Source organism: Aurantibacter sp. UH7, assembly GCF_056839165.1.
Window position 1 is genome coordinate 371,964 of the sequence record NZ_CM166388.1, and the last position, 23,686, is coordinate 395,649.

Here is a 23,686-nt window from a genome sequence, read left to right on the forward strand (position 1 = left end):
AAGTATTTTAAAAAATGCTTAAGAACTTAAATTCTAGTTTACGTAAGCACCATATAAACAATTAATGAAACTGTTAGTACCAGGTGCAGCCACATGATAATGATACCCTCTAGCGTCATCGGTATGCCCTCTACAATCATCTAAATCGGTAGGTTCATCACCGTTAGCATCTAATTGCGCATACAAGCCAAAGCCATCTAATGCATAACCGATTTGAGCAGCATGTTCATCTTCTTGAGCTACTTGTGTGGAAACGCCCGTAGCTGCATGATAATGATAACCTGCGTTTAAGTTTATATGTCCGCCAGCATCGTCAAATGGAGCTAAAGTATACGCTCCAAGAATAGCATCAGTTGGTGCCGGAGCGTCAAAAACAACGCCATTAAAAGCGACACCTCTTTGTGAAGGTCCCGTAGATTGTCCCGGAGGTCCTCCTGCTCCACCAAAATTAGTTGCAGAAGTTTGTTTTACAGGAGTAATTGGTATTAAATAAGTCTGTGTTAAATCTGTTACGTAAGAAGGTAGGCATTCTACACAAAAATTTTCATATTCTGTACCGACGTTTGGATTAGCAGCATTCGCACAATCATCTTCGGTTTCGGTAGTGTAAATATCTCCATTTGCGTCATACATCAACCATGTATCATCATTGTAAAAAGTAGCCATATTTTCAACAAAGGCACCATCTACATCATATACCTCGCCATTTTCTAACCATATGCCACCTTTATCAGCTCCATCAGAAATATTATCCGGACACCATGGGCCCATTTCGTGGTCTGCCGGAGTACTTGTTGCTACTATTTGATAACAATCGGTAGAAGTACCATCGGATAAAGTACAAGGTACAGTGGTTATAGTAACGGAACCATCACTTGTTAAGAATAGAGATGCATCGACCTGTATTGCCTCAGAATCATCAGTATCATCATCAATAATTTCATCTGAGGCGTCATCTGAATTACTACATGCCTGAAAAACACTTGAAGTAAAAATCATTACAGCAAACATTAGGATTAAACTTTTTAAATTGAAATTCATGTTATTGTTTTTAATTTTATGTTTAGATGAAGTTTCCTATATAAACTTGCGCTAGATTTTGATTTTTTTCAAAAAAAACTTCGTAAGCAATTACGAAGTTTTCGAGTAAATCAATTAATAAAAAGTCAAGCCAAAAATTATTGACATTTAATAATTGAAGGGAACTATATTTTAAATTTCTTTTTTTAATGCCTTTACATCCGTAATCAATTGCGCTATAGACGCTCTGTTTAAACCATTATAAATGCCACGAATATGTTTTTTCTTATCTATCAGGAGAAAGTTTTCGGTATGTAAAAAGTCATTAATATCTTTAGGTACTCCTAAATCATTCTCAACAAAGTACTGATTTCTCCCTAGGTTATAAATTTCTGTTTTATCACCAGTAACCAAATGCCATTTACTATCGATAATATTATTTTTTTCTGCATATTCTTTTAATACAGAGACCGAATCTATTGACGGCGTAACGGAATGTGACAATAATAAAATATCAGAATCCTCTTTAAATTCTTCTTGCACTTTTTGCATACTCCAAGTCATTTTTAAACAAATACCAGGACATGTAGTAAAGAAAAAATCGGTTATATAAATTTTATCATCAAAAGTGTTTTGAGTGATTGTATCACCCAATTGATCTACAAGTTTAAAATCAGATATTTTATGAAACTGTTTTTCTTCCTCACTATTTGGTGTAATCCATTGGGGCGTAAAACTTTCATCAGAATAATAGGGCAGGTTTTCAACCCTACTAGTTTCTATTACCTGTTTTGGTTTTTTAACAACAGCTTCTTTACAACTCAAAAAAAGTATAATGAAACTAATTGATAATAGTTTTATTTTATTTACTTCTAACAACGACTTCATCTTTTAATTGATAACACGAATTGGCTCTTTTCATTCCAAATATTCGTCCATTTTTAGCTTCGTAATTCACGTACAAAGTACCGTTCTGAAGCCACGCTTTTTGTAAACCATCTTCATTACCATCTACCAGCTGACGCTCTTTAGCGAGTATGCCCGAAGGGTACCACTTTTTCTCAATACCGTGCATTTTACCATTAACATAAGTTGCTTCTGAACCTAAAGTTCCATTTTCCCACCAACTTTTGTAACTCCCGTGCAATCGGTTATCCTTATAAAAAGACTTCACGCGAAGCACACCATTTTCAGACCATCTTTTTGCAATACCTTCTCGCTTACCATTATAGAATCCGAGACGTTCTTCAACAGTTCCATTCGGATAATATTTTATTGAGTATCCATTGAATGGTTTTCCATTATAATACCATTTCGCTTGTATTTGATTAAGCGTTAACTCTTTTTTATCTACTTCAAAAGTGTTGATTGAAATAGTTTCATCAACCACTTTTTCGGCCACACTTTTCTTACAGTTAGTTAATAAAGAAACTGCTATTAAGGTTATAAAAAGCTGAGAAACAAATTTCATTTAGTATCCTTGATATGGTCCTGCAAATGCAAGATATGATCCGGTTGTAGAATACACTTCATTAATGATATGATAGTGATATTCAGCCTCTTCTCCTGTAAATTGAGTTGTTGAAGTATGACCCCCAGATCCATCTAAATCTGTGGGATAATCACCCGTGGCATTACATTTTCTTCCATAAAGAAACACGCCATCTAATAAAATACCAACTAGGTTTTCATCATCATTTGTAAACGCCTTAGGTTCCAGATGATAGTGATATACCCCTGGTCCAATATGTGCTCCTGTCCAATCTAAACTTCCTGCCGCTTGATCCAAAGCGCCATTACCTTCTTGATCATTAAAAATGGAAGCACCACTTACGGCTATACCAATTGTATTTAACTGTGTTGCCACCGTACTACCAGTTAAATCTGGAGTTGCATCAACAGTAATAGTTGTAGCATTATTATTACTAGACATTATACTTGGTGTCGTATCCACATTATCTTCTTCTAAATACAGTTCATTACCCTCACCCCAGTAAACAGTCTCATGATTTGGCAAACCTGTAGTTTCAATCACTACATTAGAACCATCTAAATAAATAGTTGTTGCATCAGAATTAAATTCGGCAAAGGCCGCATGAAGTTCGGTTACAATTTCATCATCATCTGAACTATCATCATCCGTAACGGAATCATCAATATTATCTGTACTACAAGAAACAATACTTGCCATAGCAAAGATGGCAATTGCAGGCATTATTGCTAACTTATTATATCTCTTAATCATTTTGAAAAATTTGTTATTTAGTATTTAGATGCGGTCTTTGAAAAAAACTTGCGCTAAGAACCAATTTTATATTAAAAAACCTCTAGATCCATTTATGAACCCTTTAATTCTTGATTTAATTTAACTGCAATTGACTGCGTTTTATGCTTTAAATTTTCGGCAATACCCAATATCATTTTGGTTTGTATCAACCTATCTATTACACTATTCTGATATTCTTTACTATCTAACAAATCTGAATAATTAGATTTTTTACTGGATCTTTTTATTCTATTATAATTAAAACTATCTTCTGGAAGAAGGTCTATTAAAGAAACATGTTTTTCAATTACTGGTTTTAATCGATTTGTGATTATATCGGAAATTTTTTCTTCTTGCTCATCAAATTTATCTAACTCGTTAGGGTAAACCGCTATCAATTCTTTTAACGAATCGCTATCAATAAACTCAAACTTGTTCGTAATATTAATTGAGTTTATAGACTCATTACGCATGATAACCTTATTATAATTTAAGTTTACAATAAGGTCTTTAGCTTCAACAGTTAGCTCATTTGGTTGTTCGCCTAAATAATTGAGTGTATTTTCAAGTTTTTCAATACTATCTGAATAACTTACAATTGCACTATCTAAAACCAGTAAGTTGGTATCTAACTCCTGACTTAAACTTTTGTATATTTTTAGTTCTACAATTCTATTTTTTCTAATTTCATTTAAGCTATTAATCTTCCAAGCAATTAATATCCCTATTACAATCAATAGTATTTCCCCAAGTGCATATACGAGGTAACTTTTTATTTTCCCTTTAAGTAATAACTGCCTTCTTAACTTTCTAAAAACCTTCATTTTTTTGTTGTTTAAATTATAAAAGCTTCGCAATCTCTCACGAAGCTTTTAAACACACTACTCAACTCTACTCTAATCTTTAGCTTAATTATTCAAATAACTATTAACCGCTGATGCTCTTTGAGAAACATGAGCATTAAGTTCACTAATAGCAGCTTGGAAGTCTGAACTACTATTTAAGAAAGTATACCCCGGTTCTTCAATGGTTGCATATGGTTCTACCAAACTAGAGTAAGAACTATATAATGTTTGAATAGTACTTACGCTAAAAGGACCGTCAACAACATCTTGAACATAACCATCATAAATCGCTTTGTATTCTGCATCTTCATATAGATATGATATTAGTGGCCATTGGGCTGCAGTAACATCTGAAAAATCAAGTTCGGGTGAACCACCTTGATTACCCTCTTGCAATGCTTCATTATTATCCCAAGGAATCCAAGTTAATTTGCTATTATCCGGATTATTGTACAAGAAATAATTATGCGTCATTCTACCATAGGTATCCCAATTTTGAATCACTGTATTTACGGCCAAATAATTTAGGAATACATCGGTATCTAAAACAGCTTCTAAATTCGTGCGCCATGTAGCCGAATCTGTAGTTCTAGATCCATCATTTAAAATATCAAACAAGGCTTCAACATCTGTAAAATCGGCCTCATCTTCATTATTTTTCTTTACAAATTCATCTTCATCATAAGTGCCGGTAGCAAAACTTGCGGCATCACCATCTGGTTTGTAAAGATTACCATCATCATCGCCAAATTGATCATCTAAAACGGTATCGTCAACTTCTTCCACCATAGTATAAACACCAAAATATTGTGGTCCTTCACCATAATCAACATAAACGGTGTAAAAGGCGGTATGAGATACTGCTAAACCTGCATTCTTAAATACATCTGCTGCCACTTTCTCCCGCAACATAGATTTATCATTATAATTATTTTTAAGACTTAACTTTTTGAATCCGTAAAAGCGTTGGTTTTTTATTTGCGGATAATCATCTTCAAATTCATCAAAATCTAGTTTAAAAGATAATTTAAGGATACCCGATTGCCAACTACTTTGCAAGCTTGAATTCCCTTTGAACCTTACCCCTACTCTATACCATTCTTTATCCTCATAATTCACATTAGCAGGTACAAAAATTGGATCTTCATCTGAAAATGATGTGCCTCCTCCAGGGCCTCCTCCAGGACCACCTTGACTGCTAGCGCCAAATGGGCCATATAAACTTGTCATATCATCTAACATAGATTGCCAGCGGTCTTCAGTAATTACAATATCGATTCTCTTAACTGCATTATCTTCAAAAACTTCATCAAAATTTGGATATACATCATTACTATGTGTTTCAGTCGTCCAATCGGTGGCTTCAAAATCTGTATCATCTAAAATTACGTCATCATCATCGTCTGTATCTTCTATAACTTCCTCTTCATCTGTCACCATTGCTATTTCATCATCATCACTACATGAAGAAAAAGTAAATAAAGACATGCTAAAGAGGATTACAATAAAAAGGAAATTGAAATTCTTGCTAGTTACTTTCATTTAATTTTATTTTAATTGATTCTCTTTAATTATTATTTTTTAGATGGTCTTTTTGGTTTAGGAGCTTTCTCAAATTCCTCTTCAGAAATAAAGCCATCTTCATTAGCATCGATAGAATCAAAGTTTTCGGCTAATGGTCCCTTAACTTCATCTTTTGCAAGTTTACCGTCTTCATTAGTATCCATTTCTTTAACCAGTTTCTCAAAAGTTGGTCGTTCTTTTTTATCACCACCACGACCACCTTGCGCAAATGCACTTGTTGAGCTAAAAATTGCGATTCCAAAAACGATTACTGCTGTTTTAATTGTGTTTATCTTCATGTTTATTATTTTATGTATTTGATAGTTTAGATGTTATTGCTTTTTAAAACTTGTGCAGTACTATGTTAAAAAAAAGCAAAAAAAAAGACCCTCAAATTAGAGGGTCTTAAATAATTAAATCATACTATTTTATAAAAAACAGGTAGGGAACAAATATCCAATAATCTTTAGTGCTTTGGAGGTGGCGGTCTGTTTTCAGGTCCTCGCCCTCCTGGTGGTGGTCCTTCGTGGTTTTCAGGACCAGGTTGATGTAATGCGTCTTTTAATATCAATGCTAATCGTTCCGCTTGATCTTCATTACATAACTCATTTATAGACCTAAAGAATTTAAATGTTGCTAATTCTCTCTTTTTTTCTTTGTTTGCAATTACTGTTATTATTGAATCTATAGTGAAATTATTAACTGAATCATCAGTTATCAAATTAAACATGGCATCTTTTGACACCTTAACATCGTCTAAAATAATTCTGATTTCTTTACGATGTGCGCTATTTAACTTCTCGAATTGCTGCATTTGATCTTCATTAAACTGCAACTCTTTAGCAATAAAATTTGAAGGCCCTCGATTTTCGGGTCCTCGATTTCCAATACTTCCAAAATGTCTGACTAAGAAAAAGCCATTCATTACTACTAAGAAACCCAATAAAATATATAAGAGTAAGTTTTTCTTCATAATCTAGAATTAATAAATGTAGGTATCGGAAGTACTCGAAGTAATTCCGTAAACATCGGCAAAATCGGAAACTTCTTCACTATAACTATCCGTAGCTTCAGTATTAGATAGCAATACCGCAGTATTTAAAAGCACAAAACAAATAAGTGCCGCTGCCTGATATTTAGGTGTAAACCAATTTAAATATCGAACACCTTCTTCTTGTTGCTCGCGTTGTTGTGCCATGCGATTTAGCACTTTATCTTTAAAAAACGGAGGTGTTTTTACGCTATCTATCTTTGAAGCACTTTCTAGTGTCTCGTCAATAAGCTGGTTAATATTAATTTTATCTTTCATTCTATTAATCTTTGTATCTACTATTTAGATGCGCAAATCTCTAAATACTTGCGTTAACTTTCAGTATTCTTATAATAATCTTGCAATAACTCTTGTAGGTTCTTTTTTGCTCTAAACAAAAGGGACTCTATTGAAGATATACTTTTTTCAGTAATATCGGCTACTTCTTGATAGCTCAAATCATCAATCTTATTTAAAGTATAAACCGTTCTTTGCGCTTCTGGCAGCTTATTAATAGCTGCAAAAAGTATTTCACTTTTTTCTTTATTCTCTAGTTGTATACCAGGGTGATTGAATTCGGTAAAATAAGAACTACGATCAATGGGGGTCTCATTTCCTAATAACGATTGCATAAACCCAAAACGTTTCTTCGTGTTCTTCTTCCGAATAAACTCTAAACATTTATTGGTTGAAATGCGATAAATCCATGTAGAGAGTTTCGAATCGCCCTTAAAACTATTTATTGAATTAAAGACTTCAACAAAAACATCTTGAGCTATATCTTCTGCATCCTCAGCATTTGGCACAAAAGAAATACACGTTCCAAATACCTTTTGCTGGTATTCGTCTAAGAGCATACCATAAGCATGGTTGGATCCCTTTTGTAATGCTTTTATAAATTCTGCTTCTTGCAAATGGGATATTTTTCAGCCTGCAAATTACGTAAAAACAAAGTAGAACATTTTTCCTAGAACCATAACATCTTAAAAAATAATTTAATCTTTAGCGATGTAAGCGAACAAATCACGAATTTCCTGATTGGCCATTCCCGTTAAAATACGTTCGGGCATTAAAGACATTTTATTGGGGTTCATAGAATCTATTTGATTGGTAGCAATAGTCGAAAGCTCTCCACTCATAGATTTTAAAGTAATTGCTTTATTACTTTTCTCAACCAAGGTACCAGTAACAGTGCGTCCATCATTTAAGAATACCTGATAGTTTACAAAACCCTCTCTAATATCCGCGCTAGGGTCTACTACATTAAAAACCATATACTTATTATTGTTTCTATCATAACCAGTTAAGTCTGGACCTATATCGCCACCTTCATCAAATAACTTATGACATAATCCGCATCTGTTTGTATACAATGCCTTACCTGCAGTTACATCTCCTTTTCCATCATTTAGAATAGTAAGAACCTCAGCCATTCGCTTATTTTTATCTTCAGAAGAAGCTGGTCCATTATTGGGCCATAAATTGGCTATTGTTTTTGAAATGTCAGCATCATTTAACAATTGCATTTGTCGTACAAGTTGTTCTGGTACATCTTCAACAGGAACCTTCTTTTTTACCTCAATGAGGTATAAGAAATCTTTTGCCCATTTGGGACGGCTAGCAAATAAATTTAATGCTGCAATTTTCAAGGTCTCTTTACTTCTTAAGTCTATCGCATACCAATCTAAAACTTGGCTACTAATTTCTGGGTCGTCAAAATTAACAAGTGCTTTTAAACAAGCCTCTCTAATAAGAACTCGATAATTTTTATCGCGCATGATACCCAGAAATACAGGGACCGATTTTTCAATTTTAGATTCACCAATTAGTTTTATATACGCCAACCTATTTTCAACATCTTCATTTTTATCTACGATTATCTCAAGGGCTTCTGTAATAGCCTTTTCTTTCTTTTGACTTATATCAAAACTCAGTGGGGCATTACCAAACATGCCAACATAAGGTTGTATAGCAGCAATTAATTCTTTAGGTAAATCTGTCATTTCTTTACCAATCATACCTTCTTGCAGACCGTTCCATAGGAATTTTGCTTGTTTTTTAGAAGGTATACTTTCAAATAAAAGAGTCGCATCATCAAGGTCTTTTACATTTCCTTCTAAAATTAAACGTTGCATTAAACGTTCTAAAATAAAACCCTGAACAATTGATTTTTCCCATAAGGATGAATCCTCAAACAGCTCAATAATTTCCTTTTGATTATTTTCAAATTTCGATTCTAATGCCCACCATAACAGCATTGGAATATCCGGATCTGTAACGTCCGACTTATTACTCAATAAAACTTTAATAATAGGAAGTGCTATTTGCGCAGGTAGTCTTTTAGCAGTTGTGGCCAATTGACTTTTTACCTCTACATTCGATTCGGTTTTAGCAAGCTGCAGTAATTTATTAGCAAGTTCATCTGTAGTTTTATTTGAATCACCTATTAATCGTATTGCCCACATTCTAATAAAAGGATCTTTATGTGAAAACGCTGCTTTCGCCATTTTCTCATCAAAACCTCCACTTAAATTAATAGCCCAAAATGCTTCCAATGCGGTCTGTGGGTTTTCTGAAGACATTAAAGTTTTTAATTTTGGAATAAGTGATACGTCTTTTCGATCACCAATTTGTCTTAATGCTTGTTGTCGAAACCACTTGTTTTTGTTTGATAAAAGTGCCAACAATTGATCATTAGAATATGTACTAATATCAAAGCTTGGTAAACCTGTTTCATTCTTACCTTGAATGCGATAAACACGTCCGGTAGACTTGTCCCATGTGTCATTTGGATCTACATGTGTAAGTCGACTATCATACCAATCTGCCATATAAATTCCACCATCAGGTCCTACTTTTATATCTACTGGTCTAAACCACTGATCATCAGTTTCCAAAACTTTATTAATATCTATAGTTTTAAATGTAGATCCATCTTCATCGAGCGTGCTTAATTGCACATAATTTTGAAGTGAGTTAAGAGAGAAAAGATTTGCATTATACTTTTCGGGCAATGACCCACCTTCATATTTAATCTCAGCATGGGTAAATCGAATTTGTTCACCGGTCATCTTTAAATCATCTAATACTCCGAATGCATATGGATTTGTTAAATCACCATGTTTACCCCAATTTTTACCATAATAAGCACCTTGTTTAAAATACATTAAACGAGTTACACCATTATGACCAGAGAATATTCTGCCTTTTTCATCAATTTCTACATGCCAAGTATTACCACCTCCTTCGGCAAAAACTTCAAATATTTTTTTCTCAGGATGATAACGCCAAATTGCCTGTCCTTGAAAAAAAACATTTTTAGAATTTTCAGAATTAATATTGTTGGTAACTGTACTACCTGTAGCGCCATATAGCCAACCATCTGGTCCCCATCGTAAACTGTTGGCAACCGCATGAGTATCTTCCAGTCCAAAACCGTCTAAAACGACCTCAGGATTACCATCAGGTAACCCATCGCCTTCTTTATCTGGGTAGGCTAATAAATATGGCGGATTTAATACCCATATTTTACCGCGTCCGAAGGTTACGCTCGTTGCAATATTCAAATCTGAAATAGCATTTGTTTCTTTATCATAAATACCATCGCCATCGGTATCTTCGAAAAAAGAAATTTTATCTGCACCAGCCACACCTGTTGGCGGAGGTAACGGAACGGTATCGTATTTAACTCTTAAATAGTTATCCATTCCCATAACTTTTAAACCTTTAGGATAAGGATATTGTGTGTATTGCACCACCCAAAGTCTACCACGCTGATCAAAATTCAATTCTACAGGCTGATTAATTTGTGGTTCTGATAGAATTAAGTCGAGTTTTAAATCAGGTAAAATCTTAAAGTTTTTAAGGGCATCTTTTGCAGGTGTAGGTTCTGAGTCATCAGAAAGTACACCCACACCTTCAAAACTTTTCATATATTCAGCTACCTTTTCGTTACCTGCAACACCCTCAATTTCTTTCGGCTTATCGGTATCATCTTTACAAGCTACAATAGATATCAAAGTAAAAAAAATTAGTGCAATTTTCTTGTGTATTTTCGCTTCTAAATTATTAATAATCAATTTTTTAACTTTATTAATCTTAATCATAAGGGGAACTATTATTGTAAGTATTGCTCTAGCAATATTGCTTCGCCATTCTTTCTTTTGCTTTCATCTGCCGCAGCCATAAAGGCATATATTTCTAATGTTTCTTTTGGCAAAACTGGAGCTTCATGTGATTTAAAGAATTTAACGATTTCTGTAATTATGGTTTTGTAACCATCATGTGGTCCCATGGTTAAGTTTCCTTTTTCACCGAAAGCTATACCTCCAAAACTAATTTCATAATGTGGTCGTCCTCGGTATACCCCCACACGACCATCATGCCAAGTTCCATAAACAATATCATTGTCTTCAGTAAAATCTCGTCGGATACTTTTACATCCAGTGCCCATAACTGTAAACAGCAATTCTACACCATGTACACCATACCAAAACAAATCGGTATGACTCGGTTCTATGTAACAAGGACTATATGTAGTAGCACCCATTACCTTACCTATTTCATTTTTGTTTCGAATGGCATCTGCATTTTTTAGAAACCGCAAAGATGAAGATGAAAATATTGGCACTTTAAGTTCTTCTGCTGCATTATAAATCTTTTTAACATCAGAAAAGGTTGCGGCTACCGGTTTATCAATAAACATCGGCATGCCCTTTTTTAGCACCTCTATGGTTTGTTCCAAACGAACACCACCGTCATTACTTTCAAGTAAAATAACATCTACTTGTTCCAAAAGTTCTTTTATAGAATCTACAATCTTCACGCCCATTTCCTCCATTTCTTTGGTGTATTTGGGAATTCGAGTGTAACTAGATTCAATAGTTGAACTACCCGAAGGAAATGCAGCGACCACTGGAAAGCCAGCTATTTCCTCTGGTGCATTTGGATCGTTTAATAATTTGGTATACTCAATACTATGCGATGTATCAAGACCTATCATTCCTACTCTTACAATATTTTTTTTTGAGGACATATTAGCATAGATAGTACCAGGAATCAAAGAAATTCCAGCACTTGCTAATGTTATTTTTTGAATAAAATTGCGTCTATCATTATTCGTTGTTGTATTAAGCATGTGTTAATTTTTACTTTAAAAAATATAAATCATATAAATATTGGTTAGAGATTAGCAAAATAGCTTATCAATTTTCCGTACATGATATAGACTAAAACACATAACAAAAACAAGCCAATTACCGCCATAATATTTTGGGAGATTGTGTTCTTAAATTTACCCATTACATCTTCTCTATTTACAATCAGTAATAAACCCACACCGATTAACGGAACCGCAATCATGGAAGACGATTGTGCTAATATTAAAGAATATACCGGACTACTTAATCCGCTAGCAACAAAAGTTGCGATAACCATCCCAGTAATTAGAATAACAACGGTAAAGACTTTTGGCATTTTCTTATCCATAGTTTGCCCCATTCCTAAACCATCTGCCAGCAATCCACCGCCGATAACAGCATTAACAAGCAATGAAGAAAATGAAGCTGCTAAAAAACCAATAGCAAAAATATATTTCGCATAATTGCCAAGTAAAAACTCCAATTGAATTGCCATATCAGCTGCAGAATTAATCTGAATTCCCATAGGCTTCAAACTAGCGGCTGCTGTCATAATTATTAATACGGACATCAATGCTAATAAAAAAACACCTGAATTTGAAGCCCTTATCGCTGTTTTCATATCTTCTACTTTCCAGTTCTTTTTCTGAATTAAATAGGATTGATACAAAGCACTACTTAAAACAAAAGTCGTACCTACTATCGCTGCTAATTCACCTATATATTCCATTGAAAATCCGCTTGGAATAAAACCAGAAATTGTTTGTGATAAATCAGGCTTTACGAAAATCAAATTCACGAAAAAGGCAAGAATGATAAGCATAACTATATACATCATCAACTTTTCTAAAGTGGCGTAAAGATTGTGTGCGAAGAAGATTAAAACAATAGCCAAAATAGTAAATATAACGGGCCAAATTCTAACATCAATACCCGTTATAGATTCCATTCCCATTCCAACACCTAAGTTATTTCCAAATTGAAAACTTAAGGAAGCAAGAAATGAACTTATACCAATAGCATATGAAAACCATCTACCATATTTATCAGCTATGACACTTAAAATTGACTGTTGGTTTAAAACTGCAAACCTGGTACTCATCCCTGTATAAACCGCCATTGAAATACCTGCTAATAAAATAGCCCATAAAAAATTATAGCCCTGGGTTGCACCAATCTTTGATGCTGCAGTGATGCTTCCGGGACCCAATGCAACGGCTGCAATAATAAATCCGGGACCAATGGCCTTTAGACCTGTTTTAACTTTATCTAATAGTTGCATTAATTTTTGTTTAGGTTTCTAATCTTGACTTGTGTTAATTAACGCATCCAACGGTCAATATTTTCAGCTACAAACACATCATCATTAAGTTCGGGATAAATTTTATAGACGCGGTCAATTTCTTCCTTTTGACCTGGACTTAAAACTTCATGTGAGCTAATAGTATAATTAGCTTCCATAAAACCTTGTCGAATTAAAACTTCATGGATCCCCGCAATGGATCCTTTGAATTTATTTCTAGAGTCGAAAAATGCCGCATTTGCATCTGTTACTTTAATTCCTAAAGAAATGAGATCAGATATTTCCTCTGGTTTCGCGTTTTTAATACGATTGAATAATTCAACTGCTTTATTATTCCAAACGGCCCAATGTCCAAGCAAACCTCCCACAAAAGATTTTTTTACAACAGTATCACCAATTGGAAATTGATATTCGGTTAATAAATCGTTTACTATAGTATCATCATTACCTGTGTATAAAGCAACCTTATCTGCCCTACCCGATTCTGCTACACCCCTTATAACATCAATAGTATCATACCGATCAAAAGCAGCAACTTTAATCGCAACCACATTTTCAATTTGCGCAAACTGACGCCAAAAATCGGTATCATACGAACGACCACCAATTGTTGGCTGCAAGTAAAAACCTATTACCGGAATTATATCTGCAATAGCTTTACAATGATTAATTAGCTCCGCATTAGAATCTTCTTTAAAAGCAGAGAGATTTAATAAAACAGCATTATAATCTAAATCCGCTGCCAATGTAGCTTCTGCAATTGCTTGATTGGTTCGCCCCATAGCCCCGGCAATTCTAAGAATCGGTTTTTTCTCCTTAGCAAATTGCGCATCTAATTCTTCTTTGCCTAATTCTAAAATCGGTTGAAATAGACCCGCTTCGCGAATCTCAAATTGACTTGTATGAACACCAATTGCTAGTCCACCAGAACCCGCATCAAGATAATAACGCATTAATGCACGTTGTCGACGTTCATCTAATTTCAGGTCTTTTGTTAATGCCGTTGGATTGGCAGGAATAACTGTACCTGTATTTAATATTTGTTTTAATTCGTTTGAAAGTATAACACCCATATTTATTTGTACTTTTTATATCTAATATTTACCATCTCTAACTTCAAAGTGAGTTGGTTTGCCTAAAAGTCTATTATCATTTGCTATCCATTTGGCGGTCCATTTTAAAACTTGATCCACCGACACTTTTCTCGTACCTAATATTTTTTGACTCTCAGCAACATTTATTAACAGCGCAGTGTCTGCTTGTTTTCCTTTAAGTTTTACTGGTTTATCTAACAATTCACCCAATCTGTTAGCCACCTCTTCAACGGATATTATTTCTGGCCCACTTATATTCAAATGTTTGGCTGGACTTTCACAAAACTGAATACTTCGTAAAATCATGTCGTTGGCATCACCTTGCCAAATAACATTAGCATAACCCATAGTTAAATCAATTGTTTCCTCGTTGTATATTTTTCTAGCGATATCTACAAGCACACCATATCGTGGTTCTACCGCATAATTTAAACGAATGATAACAACCGGAGTGTTATTCTTTAAACTACCATATTCAAACAAGCGTTCTCTTCCTAAACAAGATTGCGCATATTCTCCAACAGGCCCTGCACTATCTATTTCTTTACAACCACCTGAAGCGACTGTTGCAAGCGGATAAACACATCCCGTAGAAAAAGCAACTATTCTAGAATTTTTAAAACGTTCAACAATAAGGCCAGGTAAATAAGAATTCATTGCCCAAGTAAATGATTCATTACCATCGGTACCAAATTTCATTCCGGCAAGAAAAACAACATTTTTAATTTCTGGAAGGCTTTTCACAAAATCAATATCTAGCAAATCACCTTTAATTGTTTCGATACCACTTTCTTCTAAAAGAACGCGTTGATTAGCATCACTAAAACGTGCTACCCCAACTAGCCTTTTATTCACTTGAGCTATATCGCAAGCTTTCTTGGCCATTCGTGCCATTGAAACTCCAATTTTACCTGCAACACCAAGGAAAATAAAATCACCTTCAATGGTTCGCATCATTTCAATCAGTTCATCACTTGGTTGCGAAAGCATTTCTTCCAAATGCTCTTCATTTTCTATAATTTCTGGATATTCTATCATAATTAAAGTGTACTATTTTTTATAATAATTTCGCTATAAATAGCTACTGCTTTTTCAATTTTATCTACATAGCAAAACTCATCAGTTTGATGTGCCATTTCTGGTTCACCTGGACCGAGAATTACCGTAGGAATATTTTTTAAATGTGGCATAAATACAGCTGCATCGGTTAGAAAATTTGCTGATTTTTTAAGGTTTTGATCAGTATTGTCTAGTTCTAGTATATTAAAAATCATTTTAATAAAATCATCATCTTCGGAAGTTGAAATTGCATTTAAATCAGTAAGTTTTTCTAGTGATACTTCTGCACCCATTAACTCATTTAATTGCGTCCAAACTTTATCAATCCTAAACTTTGTTGTGGTTCGAATATCAATTGTAAAAGTTGCTTTATCAGGAACCGAATTCAGGTTAAGTCCGCCCTCCATTCTTCCGACATTAATAGTAGGGTATCCTAAAAGCTCATCTTTTTCAGCATCAAATTCTAAACCTTCAATTTTAACAATAGCCCTTGCTGCTTTATATATTGCATTATCACCAAGCTCAGGCATGGAAGAATGTGCTGTTATTCCTTTTGTAAACGCATTTAAATACAAACCACCTTTATGACCAACATAAGGCATGTTGGCCGTAGGCTCACCTACAACAATAGCACTAGCTTCGCCTAAATCATAACCACTATTGCATAAATGTTGTGCGCCATTGCAACCCAATTCTTCATCTGCAGTGAAAATTAGTTTTATACCACCTTTTGGGGAATCATCTCTATACATTTCTATGGCCGCGATAATCATTGCAGCAACACCAGCTTTCATATCCGTAGAACCCCTGCCATAAAGTTTGTTGTCAATAATATCTCCAGCAAAAGGATCTTTTGTCCAATCGTTGGCTCCCAATGGAACAACATCTAAATGACCCGTGAAAATAATTGGTGGTTTCTCATCACATAGACCTTTTGTAGCAATCAATTGTAAACGGTCCTTTGCGTAAATGGGGTAATCTACTTCAAAACCATTTTCAATTAATAATTCACCAATAAAGATTGCCAAGCCTCCTTCATTACCGGGTGGATTAATAGTATTAAAACTAATAAGTTTTTGAGTTAATGTAATAACATCAATTCGTTCTTTTTCTGTACTCAAATTATAATTTATTTATTCGTTATACTTTTTAAATTTTAAAGAAGGCCTCTAGCGCGCCATTATAATTAGCGCCAATCCAAATACATAAAGAGCAAGCATAATATTTAACATTGAAGACACACCTTTTGGAGCACCTTTAAATTCTTTCCAAATATAAATTCCCCAGAGGGCTGCAATGACTGTAGCTCCTTGCCCTAATCCATATGAAATTGCAGGACCAGCTTTATCTGATGCTAAAATGCTAAAAGACATTCCTAAGCACCAAATCATTCCACCAAGAATTCCGATAGCATGATTTTTAGTTGACCCTTTAAAATATTGTGAAATTCGGATAGGTTCACCTTCAAAAGGTTTTTTCATTAAGATAGTATTAAAAACAAAATTGCTCACTAAAATTCCGATAGCAAAAATAAATATAGCAGTATACGGACTTAATTTACCGGGCTCAGGAATGTCAAAATTCAAGAACATAGAATTAGCCACATACTTAAAGAAAAAGCCCATTAATAAACCAGCAACAATAGCTAAAAGAAGTCCTTTTGTAGGCAAACTACCCTTACTACTAGAAAGTTTAGAATACGCTTTAGCGTTTAATAACATGGCTATTAAAATTAATGCCACGCCGCCAAATAGTAATGTAGAATTACCAACCGGTGAATCTATATAATTTACAATTACCCCAATAACTAATGCTAAGCCGATACCTACAGGAAATGCGACGGACATTCCTGCAATAGTTATTGAGGCTACCAATAATATATTAGCTAAATTAAAAAGTACTCCACCTATAAAAGCAAGTTGTAAATATTGACCCTCTGCTTGTCCTATATCTTCTAAAAAAGGTCGCCCACCTTCTCCAAAACTTCCTAGTGTTAATCCGAGTACTCCTGAAAAGATGACGATACCAATAACGTAATCCCAATAAAACAATTCAAACCGCCAATCGGAAGAGGCCATTTTTTGAGTATTGGCCCAAGAACCCCATGCCAACATTGTTATGACACAAAAAAATACTGCGATGGAATACGAATCTATTATAAACATAGGTTTAGTCTTAGTTGATTTCTTTTAAAGTTGGCGCAGATACTTGAGCTCCTAATTTTGTTACTGACAAAGCCGCTGCTTTATTTGCAAGGTTGATACTATTTTTCCAATTATCTCCTTGAGCTAAGGCGGTAGTCAACGCCCCGTTGAAAACATCACCTGCGGCAGTAGTATCTACTGCTTTAGCTTTAGGTGGCTCCGTTAAAAAATGTGCGTCCGCATTCATAAAAAATGCACCTTGACTACCCATTGTAATAATAATATTTTGAACACCTTGTTCTAAAAAATATTTTCCTGCAACCTGGGCACTTTCTTCATCTGTAACTTCAATACCAGTTAAAATTAATGTCTCTGTTTCATTGGGGGTAATTAAATATAACCCATCTAAAATAGAGGTTGATAGTCTTGCGGCAGGTGCAGGATTAATAATTAAAGGCAGTTTATTTGTTTTACATTTTTCAGCCAGCGCTTCAACAGTTTCCATGGGAATCTCAAGCTGGGTCAGTACTATTTTAGCCGAATCGAATAAAGAACTTTTCGTATTTAAATGAGTGACATCAAGTTTAGCATTTGCACCAGATGCAACCACTATTTCATTTTCACCTGAATTATTTACTGTGATTAAGGCCACTCCAGAAGCTATGTTTTTTTTAACCAAACTATGACTCACATCAATCCCTTCTTCTTTATACTGGGCCAAAGCATTTTGTCCAAAAACATCATCGCCAACGCAACAAATAAAACTTACATCACCACCAAGTCTTGCAGCTGCTACTGCTTGATTCGCACCTTTACCGCCAGAAAACATATAAAAATCTCCCCCAATAATAGTCTCACCTGGTTTTGGAAAACGTTCTGTTTTTACCACCATATCAGTATTTGAACTACCAACAACAATTATCTGAGACATTTCAGTTTTCTTTTAAAGTTGGTGTGGCGTTTTCCATAGTAGTAAAGAAATCTGTAAGTAGGTCCTCCTTATTAAAATTCTCCCACAGTAAAATTTTACGTGAATTGTTAGGGCGTTCTTCCCATTTACCATCAATTAAAATTGGAGTTGCAATTGTTCTTGTTTCACCCCAATTCGAGTTTTTTAAGATCGCAACAGCGACCATGTCAAATAATGCGCGCGTGTAACTCTCACCATCGTGTGCTTCAATATTTTTAAATAAGCTAACTGAATAATCACCAAAATTTGTAAACATTCCATCGTGTCTGCCAGTAACTGTTTCTTTAGCAACTGGGCCTTTACCGGGCATGCGTTTATTAATTTCATGAACACTAACACCTACAGCGTCTGTTCCTGAGGGCTGGCCATATCTAACAGTAACCATTTCAAAAGGAATTGGACTATTCAACACGTAGTTCATAGCGATAGTATCATTCTCTTGATTGTATTCTCCAGGATTTGGATAATTAGAACCCAGCCAAACAATTTTTGTTCGCTCTGCAAAAGTTGGATCCTTTTTAAGTGCCAAAGCTATATTGGTTAATTTACCAACGGCAATTACAATAATAGAATCTTTTTTAGTTTCTTCTAATATAAAATCTACCGCTTCTTGTCCATCATAATTAGGAGTATCTATTGTACTTTTAATAGTTGCAAAATCTTTATCAGCTCCATTTATTAGTGGAATATCTTCTCGATTACACAGCTGTAGAATTCGTTGTGCCTCGTTGTAATGATTTTTTAATTCCCCTCCATTTACTGTGGCATTGACTGTAACACCAGCTGTTTCGAAAATAGAATCGTTAAAAAGCAAATACGCTAATGCATGTTGATCATCTAACTCATTATTCGCATCAGTATCAAAAATTACTTTTATCCTTTTATTGGTTTTTGTTTTAATACTGAGATCTGATTTATCATCCACCTTAGATTCGAATGCAGATTTCTTTTTTTCACCACAACTAACGAAGAGCAATAAAATAAAATACAAGGCTGTACAGAATAATGAAACGCTTTTAACTCTATCTATTTTTGTATTAATCATATTTCCAATTTCCTTGTTTAGTTTCATATAGTGGTATCGTTGTTTATTTAGTGTTATTTAAAAAAAGCGCTATAATGATCTGAAGGTAAAAACATACCCCCACTCTCATCGTAAAATGTATTGTCCAAATCAAATGAACCCATATTTATATTCGTCCAATTAGCACCTTTGCTCGGATGATATTCTTTAAGTGTATTCCAATTTTTATAATACTGATGTCCGTTGTTCTCTAAAAACCCAACATTTAAACCTGGTAAGGTTTCTAATCGAGCTGCAATAGATTTGTTCCAATCAACCAGAATAGGATTAACGGTTAAATCTGCACAAAAACAAGCCATATTATTCTCATGGGCAGTTTGGATTATTTTTAAAGTTTTACTCAATGTTTTGGCAATTACTTTAACTGCTAAAGCGGTATAACCTAACTCTGAACGTTTGAGAACATCAGACTGTGTTCGTACACACTCATCGGCCGCAAAAGTAATTCCCAGGTCTCCTACATAAGAATTATTAGACTCATCCAACGGCTCTTCCATAATAACAATTTGTTCAAACGCCCCTATTTTTAGACTTGCATCTAAGAATCGCATAAGTGTTTCTTTAGATTCATATCTGCCATTTGGGTCAATGCAGTACTGAATTTTATTATTTTTAGAGTGCTCACTACTTACATTGCCAACGGCCTTATGAACATTTGTAAAAAAAACAATATCGTTTTCAAGCATTTGCTTTTCTGTACCAGCTGAACCTGTTTTTAACTTCAAAATATAAAAACCTTGATCTACAGCTTTTTTAATCTCATCAATATTAGCACCAACAGAAAAAGCAGGAACCGCTGCGACACGACTTTGCTCATTTGTTAATCCTGCACGAAACTGATCAGGTATCATATCATCAAAAGTAGTAATATCATTTTCATGAGCAAATAATAACCAAGCTGCATTATCAAGACTTACCATTGCATTTAAAATAAATGACTCATTCAAATTTGCATTGTTAGTAATTCGTTTACCAAATGCAAATAGTTCATCAAAAATATTATCAATAAGTGTAATAGGACTTTCAAATGATTCCCCTTTAACCATCAGTAATGCTCTTTTAGTAATAGCGTACATTAAAGCATTAGCATCATTTTCAGTATTTGACAGCACTATATTTTTATCCGCCCATAGTGGACTTTGAGTGCCTAATCCAATTTTAGAAACTCCAGAATCATTTTGCAAAAAAGCAATGGACTGCCAAAGTTGGGTTACGCTACCGCCCTTAAAATGATAGGGATACAGCGAATTTTCTTCAAACTGTAATCCGACATTTTCAATATTAAGTTTAGCTGCTTTATTCCTTTTCAAATCGCAATCTTCTTAGATAAGTTTTAAAAACTGATTTACAATATCTTAAAAATTGTTGGAACTCTTCGTTTTTTAGAATATTAATTTAATTGCACGTGATATATTTTTTTTCAATTGTATTGCTGTAGCAATTAATATATTCGATAGAAAAACCAAACTTCGCCGAAATCTCCATTTAAATTAAGAATAGACCTACAAATACTGTAAAATGGTCTCGTTTACAAGTAAAAATACCCACTATTGGGTATTTTCTAGTAATACTACTTGATATACTTTTAACATTCTTTACCCCCAGATATTACCTTGACGAAAATTCTATGAATATAGATTACTACTTTTTGTCACTGGTTAGAACTAAGTTATTTAACCAACCAAACCAATATGAAAAAGTTATTTCTTTACGCACTCGTTTTTTTGTTTACATTTTCTTGTGTGCCAGATAGTGACAATCCAATGAATGAAATGATTGATTCAGTAGATAATGGGTCAGATTCTAAGGATGATTCTGAAGGAGATTCCTTAACCACAAATACTATTTCTGGCAAGGTTGTTTTACCTGAAGCCAGTGTCGTAAATATCGATGACCTTTTTGTAGAATCATTCAAGGGTAGTAGCCCGATTACTGATTCTACTTATTCCATTGAAATTGTGGAAAACGAACACAACCTAATTTTTGTTATGGATAGTGCCAATAAAGTTGTCTTATTGGGCTACAACTATCCAGGTCAGTCCGATTACAATATAAATGCAAAATCATCAACACTAGCTTTATTGATGAGTCTACCATTTATGTCTATGTTGAATAATGAGGCCAAGACTGATTTTGTGAATCAGCTATTGGCCAAACATGAATTTATCGATACGGTAGATGAAATGGAAAAATTAATCGCTTCGGGAGTTTCACCCTTGGCTACGGATCAGGAAAAATTCATGACCAATCTTTTGCAAGTTTTTTCAAGTACCCTAGCCAATAAGCAAAGCAAAAGTGATGATGATATAGTAAATGTAATAAGACATAAAAAAGTAATTAATTTCATTAATCCAGGTAAGTCCTACGATGTAGAAATTGGTGTTTATAAAGAAGCCAAAAAAGTGAAAACACTTGAGCTGAATCGTGTTCTATTTATAGCTACATCGGTAGTTGAAGCAGCGGAAGCGGTGGCAAAAACAGCTTTTGACGAAATAGCCATCGAAGAAGTAAAATATGAAATCGAAGAAGATGGTGAGTATGAAATAAAGGTAAGAAACGGGTTTGCATTCGACGGAACCTCAGAAGATATACGTGCACGAGTTGATAATATTGCCAAGATTGCTTTTGATATTTTTCAAGCCATACCATTCGCAAAGAATTCTAAAATAAAATGCTATCAAGATTTTTTGAATATTTTAAAAAACACAGCCACAACTATAAGCACTACCAAAGAGGATGTCGATTCGGTACCGGAAATGATGTTCAAGGCCTATGGCGTACTTAGAATAGCCTACGACAAAATTGAGTTTAGAAACTGTCTAGATTTAAAGGGCCGTACTGCTGCCGGGTTAGAAAAAGTATTTGTGTGGGGCCAGGCAATTACGGTTTTAGGTACATTAGGTAATGTGTCTTTTGCAGCTGTACAATTGATTGCGAATGAGCCCGCAATGGATTTATGTTATGAGGTCAAAGATGATGATGTTAACGAAAGCTGTTCTGAACTGACCATCGAAGGTGATCTGGATTTTGGCGAGGTTTCAGTGATGAGCACTAACGAAAGAGAGTTGACATTAACAAATAATACAGAGGATGATGTATATGTTAACGGAATATATATTTACCCATTAGAACAGCCTGCGTTTAGTGAATGTTTTCGTTCGAGACCAGACGAGACTTCTAACTTCATGATTCCGGCGGGAGAGTCTAAAAAGATTAAAATTTGTTTTAACCCAAAAGAAATTAAAGATTCTTACAGCGTCAATCTAGAATTTCCTTGGGACATATTTGATGGTAATGTTATAACATCGTCTTCTAAGAGTTCTATAGAAGCTACAGGTAGTTCAATAGCTAATAAAGTTTTGATTCAAGGAAATCTAAATAATTTAGAAATACCTTTTGGAGTAACAAACGAAACAAATAGTGTTTCCATAACAAATTTATCCACACAAGATTTGAATTTAAGTCATTCTAATTTTTTACAGATTCCGGAAGCTGACCCGTCTATTGAAACGCCTTTTATTAATATACCTGACCAAATAATAAGGCCAGATGAAACTAGATTGTTCACGATATCTCTTCATCCGAGGTATGTACATCGCCATCGTGGATCTGTTTATTTTCATTTTGAATTTCCTGGTCTTAATTGGGACGATGAAATTTCCTATTACTCCTTGCATGACAATCAAATAGAAGGGAATATCATTAACTATAATATAAATACAACGGGGCCACCCATAGACGTTACAGAGAATTCCATAGTTTTTGGTTCTCAAGAAATAAACACTTCGAGTTTCCCAAGATTTACTTTTGTAAGCAACAACACTTTTAGTGCCGTACGGTATGAAATTAATTTATCGGAGGGATTTCAACTTACTTCAGGGCTAGCAACCGGAACATGGGGAGGGGATGGCACGCGTGATTCTGGTTCTTTTGAAGTTACCTTCAATCCAACTCAGGCTAGACCTTATAATGGTTCAATGACAATTACCAATGATTATGATGAATCAGTTATTACGATACCCCTTTCTGGTATTGGTATTACCCCAAGTAATTGATTTTTTTTAAAAAATTAGTTTAGTACTAAAATTGATATTTGACGAAAAGGCTTGAGTATGAAAAAATATTTCTTTACGCACTCGTGTTTTCTTTACGTTTTCTATAGGTTCCAGA

The 23,686-nt window shown here is 34.4% G+C and carries 21 protein-coding genes; 1 reads left to right on the forward strand and 20 read right to left on the reverse strand.

Features of this window, described 5'->3' with window-relative positions; genetic code table 11:
- Window positions 1–33: 33 nt before the first annotated feature.
- The 20 genes from UH7x_RS01535 to UH7x_RS01630 all read right to left on the reverse strand — a co-directional run bounded on the left by UH7x_RS01535 (window position 34) and on the right by UH7x_RS01630 (window position 20,826).
- On the reverse strand, window positions 34–1,041 hold the full coding sequence (locus tag UH7x_RS01535; protein WP_482361966.1) for a YHYH protein: 1,008 nt from the start codon (window positions 1,039–1,041) through the stop codon (window positions 34–36).
- 171 nt (window positions 1,042–1,212) lie between these two features.
- Entirely contained in the window at window positions 1,213–1,908 is a 696-nt protein-coding gene (locus tag UH7x_RS01540; RefSeq protein ID WP_482361967.1) for an SCO family protein, read from the reverse strand.
- Window positions 1,883–2,491, reverse strand: coding sequence for a toxin-antitoxin system YwqK family antitoxin (locus UH7x_RS01545; protein ID WP_482361968.1), 609 nt, complete (start codon window positions 2,489–2,491; stop codon window positions 1,883–1,885). The genes UH7x_RS01540 and UH7x_RS01545 overlap by 26 nt, the downstream gene beginning before the upstream one ends.
- Window positions 2,492–3,265, reverse strand: coding sequence for a YHYH protein (locus UH7x_RS01550; RefSeq protein ID WP_482361969.1), 774 nt, complete (start codon window positions 3,263–3,265; stop codon window positions 2,492–2,494). It lies immediately after the preceding gene.
- 92 nt (window positions 3,266–3,357) lie between these two features.
- Window positions 3,358–4,110, reverse strand: a complete 753-nt coding sequence (locus UH7x_RS01555; RefSeq protein WP_482361970.1) for a hypothetical protein — start codon at window positions 4,108–4,110, stop codon at window positions 3,358–3,360.
- A gap of 84 nt (window positions 4,111–4,194) precedes the next feature.
- Complete coding sequence (locus UH7x_RS01560) at window positions 4,195–5,673, reverse strand: CotH kinase family protein (protein ID WP_482361971.1); 1,479 nt, start codon at window positions 5,671–5,673, stop codon at window positions 4,195–4,197.
- A 32-nt stretch (window positions 5,674–5,705) separates the two neighbouring features.
- Window positions 5,706–5,993 carry an EF-hand domain-containing protein gene (locus tag UH7x_RS01565; RefSeq protein ID WP_482361972.1) on the reverse strand — a complete coding sequence of 96 codons (288 nt, stop codon included), beginning with the start codon at window positions 5,991–5,993 and terminating at the stop codon, window positions 5,706–5,708.
- Window positions 5,994–6,160: 167 nt separating this feature from the next.
- Window positions 6,161–6,667 carry a Spy/CpxP family protein refolding chaperone gene (locus UH7x_RS01570; protein WP_482361973.1) on the reverse strand — a complete coding sequence of 169 codons (507 nt, stop codon included), beginning with the start codon at window positions 6,665–6,667 and terminating at the stop codon, window positions 6,161–6,163.
- A 9-nt stretch (window positions 6,668–6,676) separates the two neighbouring features.
- Entirely contained in the window at window positions 6,677–7,003 is a 327-nt protein-coding gene (locus UH7x_RS01575; RefSeq protein WP_482361974.1) for a hypothetical protein, read from the reverse strand.
- Between the two features lie 53 nt (window positions 7,004–7,056).
- Window positions 7,057–7,638, reverse strand: coding sequence for an RNA polymerase sigma factor (locus tag UH7x_RS01580; protein WP_482361975.1), 582 nt, complete (start codon window positions 7,636–7,638; stop codon window positions 7,057–7,059).
- Window positions 7,639–7,719: 81 nt separating this feature from the next.
- Window positions 7,720–10,830, reverse strand: coding sequence for a DUF7133 domain-containing protein (locus UH7x_RS01585; protein ID WP_482361976.1), 3,111 nt, complete (start codon window positions 10,828–10,830; stop codon window positions 7,720–7,722).
- Between the two features lie 11 nt (window positions 10,831–10,841).
- The gene (locus UH7x_RS01590) at window positions 10,842–11,861 is read right to left on the reverse strand and encodes a Gfo/Idh/MocA family protein (protein ID WP_482361977.1); all 1,020 of its coding nucleotides are present in this window, start codon (window positions 11,859–11,861) and stop codon (window positions 10,842–10,844) included.
- A gap of 44 nt (window positions 11,862–11,905) precedes the next feature.
- Window positions 11,906–13,144 (reverse strand): Nramp family divalent metal transporter, encoded by a 1,239-nt coding sequence (locus UH7x_RS01595; RefSeq protein WP_482361978.1) that lies wholly within the window; start codon window positions 13,142–13,144, stop codon window positions 11,906–11,908.
- A gap of 38 nt (window positions 13,145–13,182) precedes the next feature.
- Entirely contained in the window at window positions 13,183–14,238 is a 1,056-nt protein-coding gene (locus UH7x_RS01600; protein WP_482361979.1) for a dihydrodipicolinate synthase family protein, read from the reverse strand.
- A 21-nt stretch (window positions 14,239–14,259) separates the two neighbouring features.
- Window positions 14,260–15,297: an NAD-dependent epimerase/dehydratase family protein gene (locus UH7x_RS01605; protein ID WP_482361980.1), complete on the reverse strand. Its 1,038-nt coding sequence runs from the start codon at window positions 15,295–15,297 to the stop codon at window positions 14,260–14,262.
- 2 nt (window positions 15,298–15,299) lie between these two features.
- On the reverse strand, window positions 15,300–16,439 hold the full coding sequence (locus UH7x_RS01610) for a M20 family metallopeptidase (protein ID WP_482361981.1): 1,140 nt from the start codon (window positions 16,437–16,439) through the stop codon (window positions 15,300–15,302).
- Window positions 16,440–16,487: 48 nt separating this feature from the next.
- Entirely contained in the window at window positions 16,488–17,483 is a 996-nt protein-coding gene (locus UH7x_RS01615) for a GRP family sugar transporter (RefSeq protein WP_482361982.1), read from the reverse strand.
- Between the two features lie 10 nt (window positions 17,484–17,493).
- The gene (gene rbsK / locus UH7x_RS01620) at window positions 17,494–18,393 is read right to left on the reverse strand and encodes a ribokinase (RefSeq protein WP_482361983.1); all 900 of its coding nucleotides are present in this window, start codon (window positions 18,391–18,393) and stop codon (window positions 17,494–17,496) included.
- A 1-nt stretch (window position 18,394) separates the two neighbouring features.
- Entirely contained in the window at window positions 18,395–19,504 is a 1,110-nt protein-coding gene (locus UH7x_RS01625) for a nucleoside hydrolase (RefSeq protein WP_482361984.1), read from the reverse strand.
- Between the two features lie 26 nt (window positions 19,505–19,530).
- Entirely contained in the window at window positions 19,531–20,826 is a 1,296-nt protein-coding gene (locus tag UH7x_RS01630) for a hypothetical protein (RefSeq protein WP_482361985.1), read from the reverse strand.
- 381 nt (window positions 20,827–21,207) lie between these two features.
- On the opposite strand from UH7x_RS01630, the gene UH7x_RS01635 reads away from it, so the two are divergent.
- Window positions 21,208–23,571, forward strand: coding sequence for a choice-of-anchor D domain-containing protein (locus UH7x_RS01635; protein WP_482361986.1), 2,364 nt, complete (start codon window positions 21,208–21,210; stop codon window positions 23,569–23,571).
- Window positions 23,572–23,686: the final 115 nt, after the last annotated feature.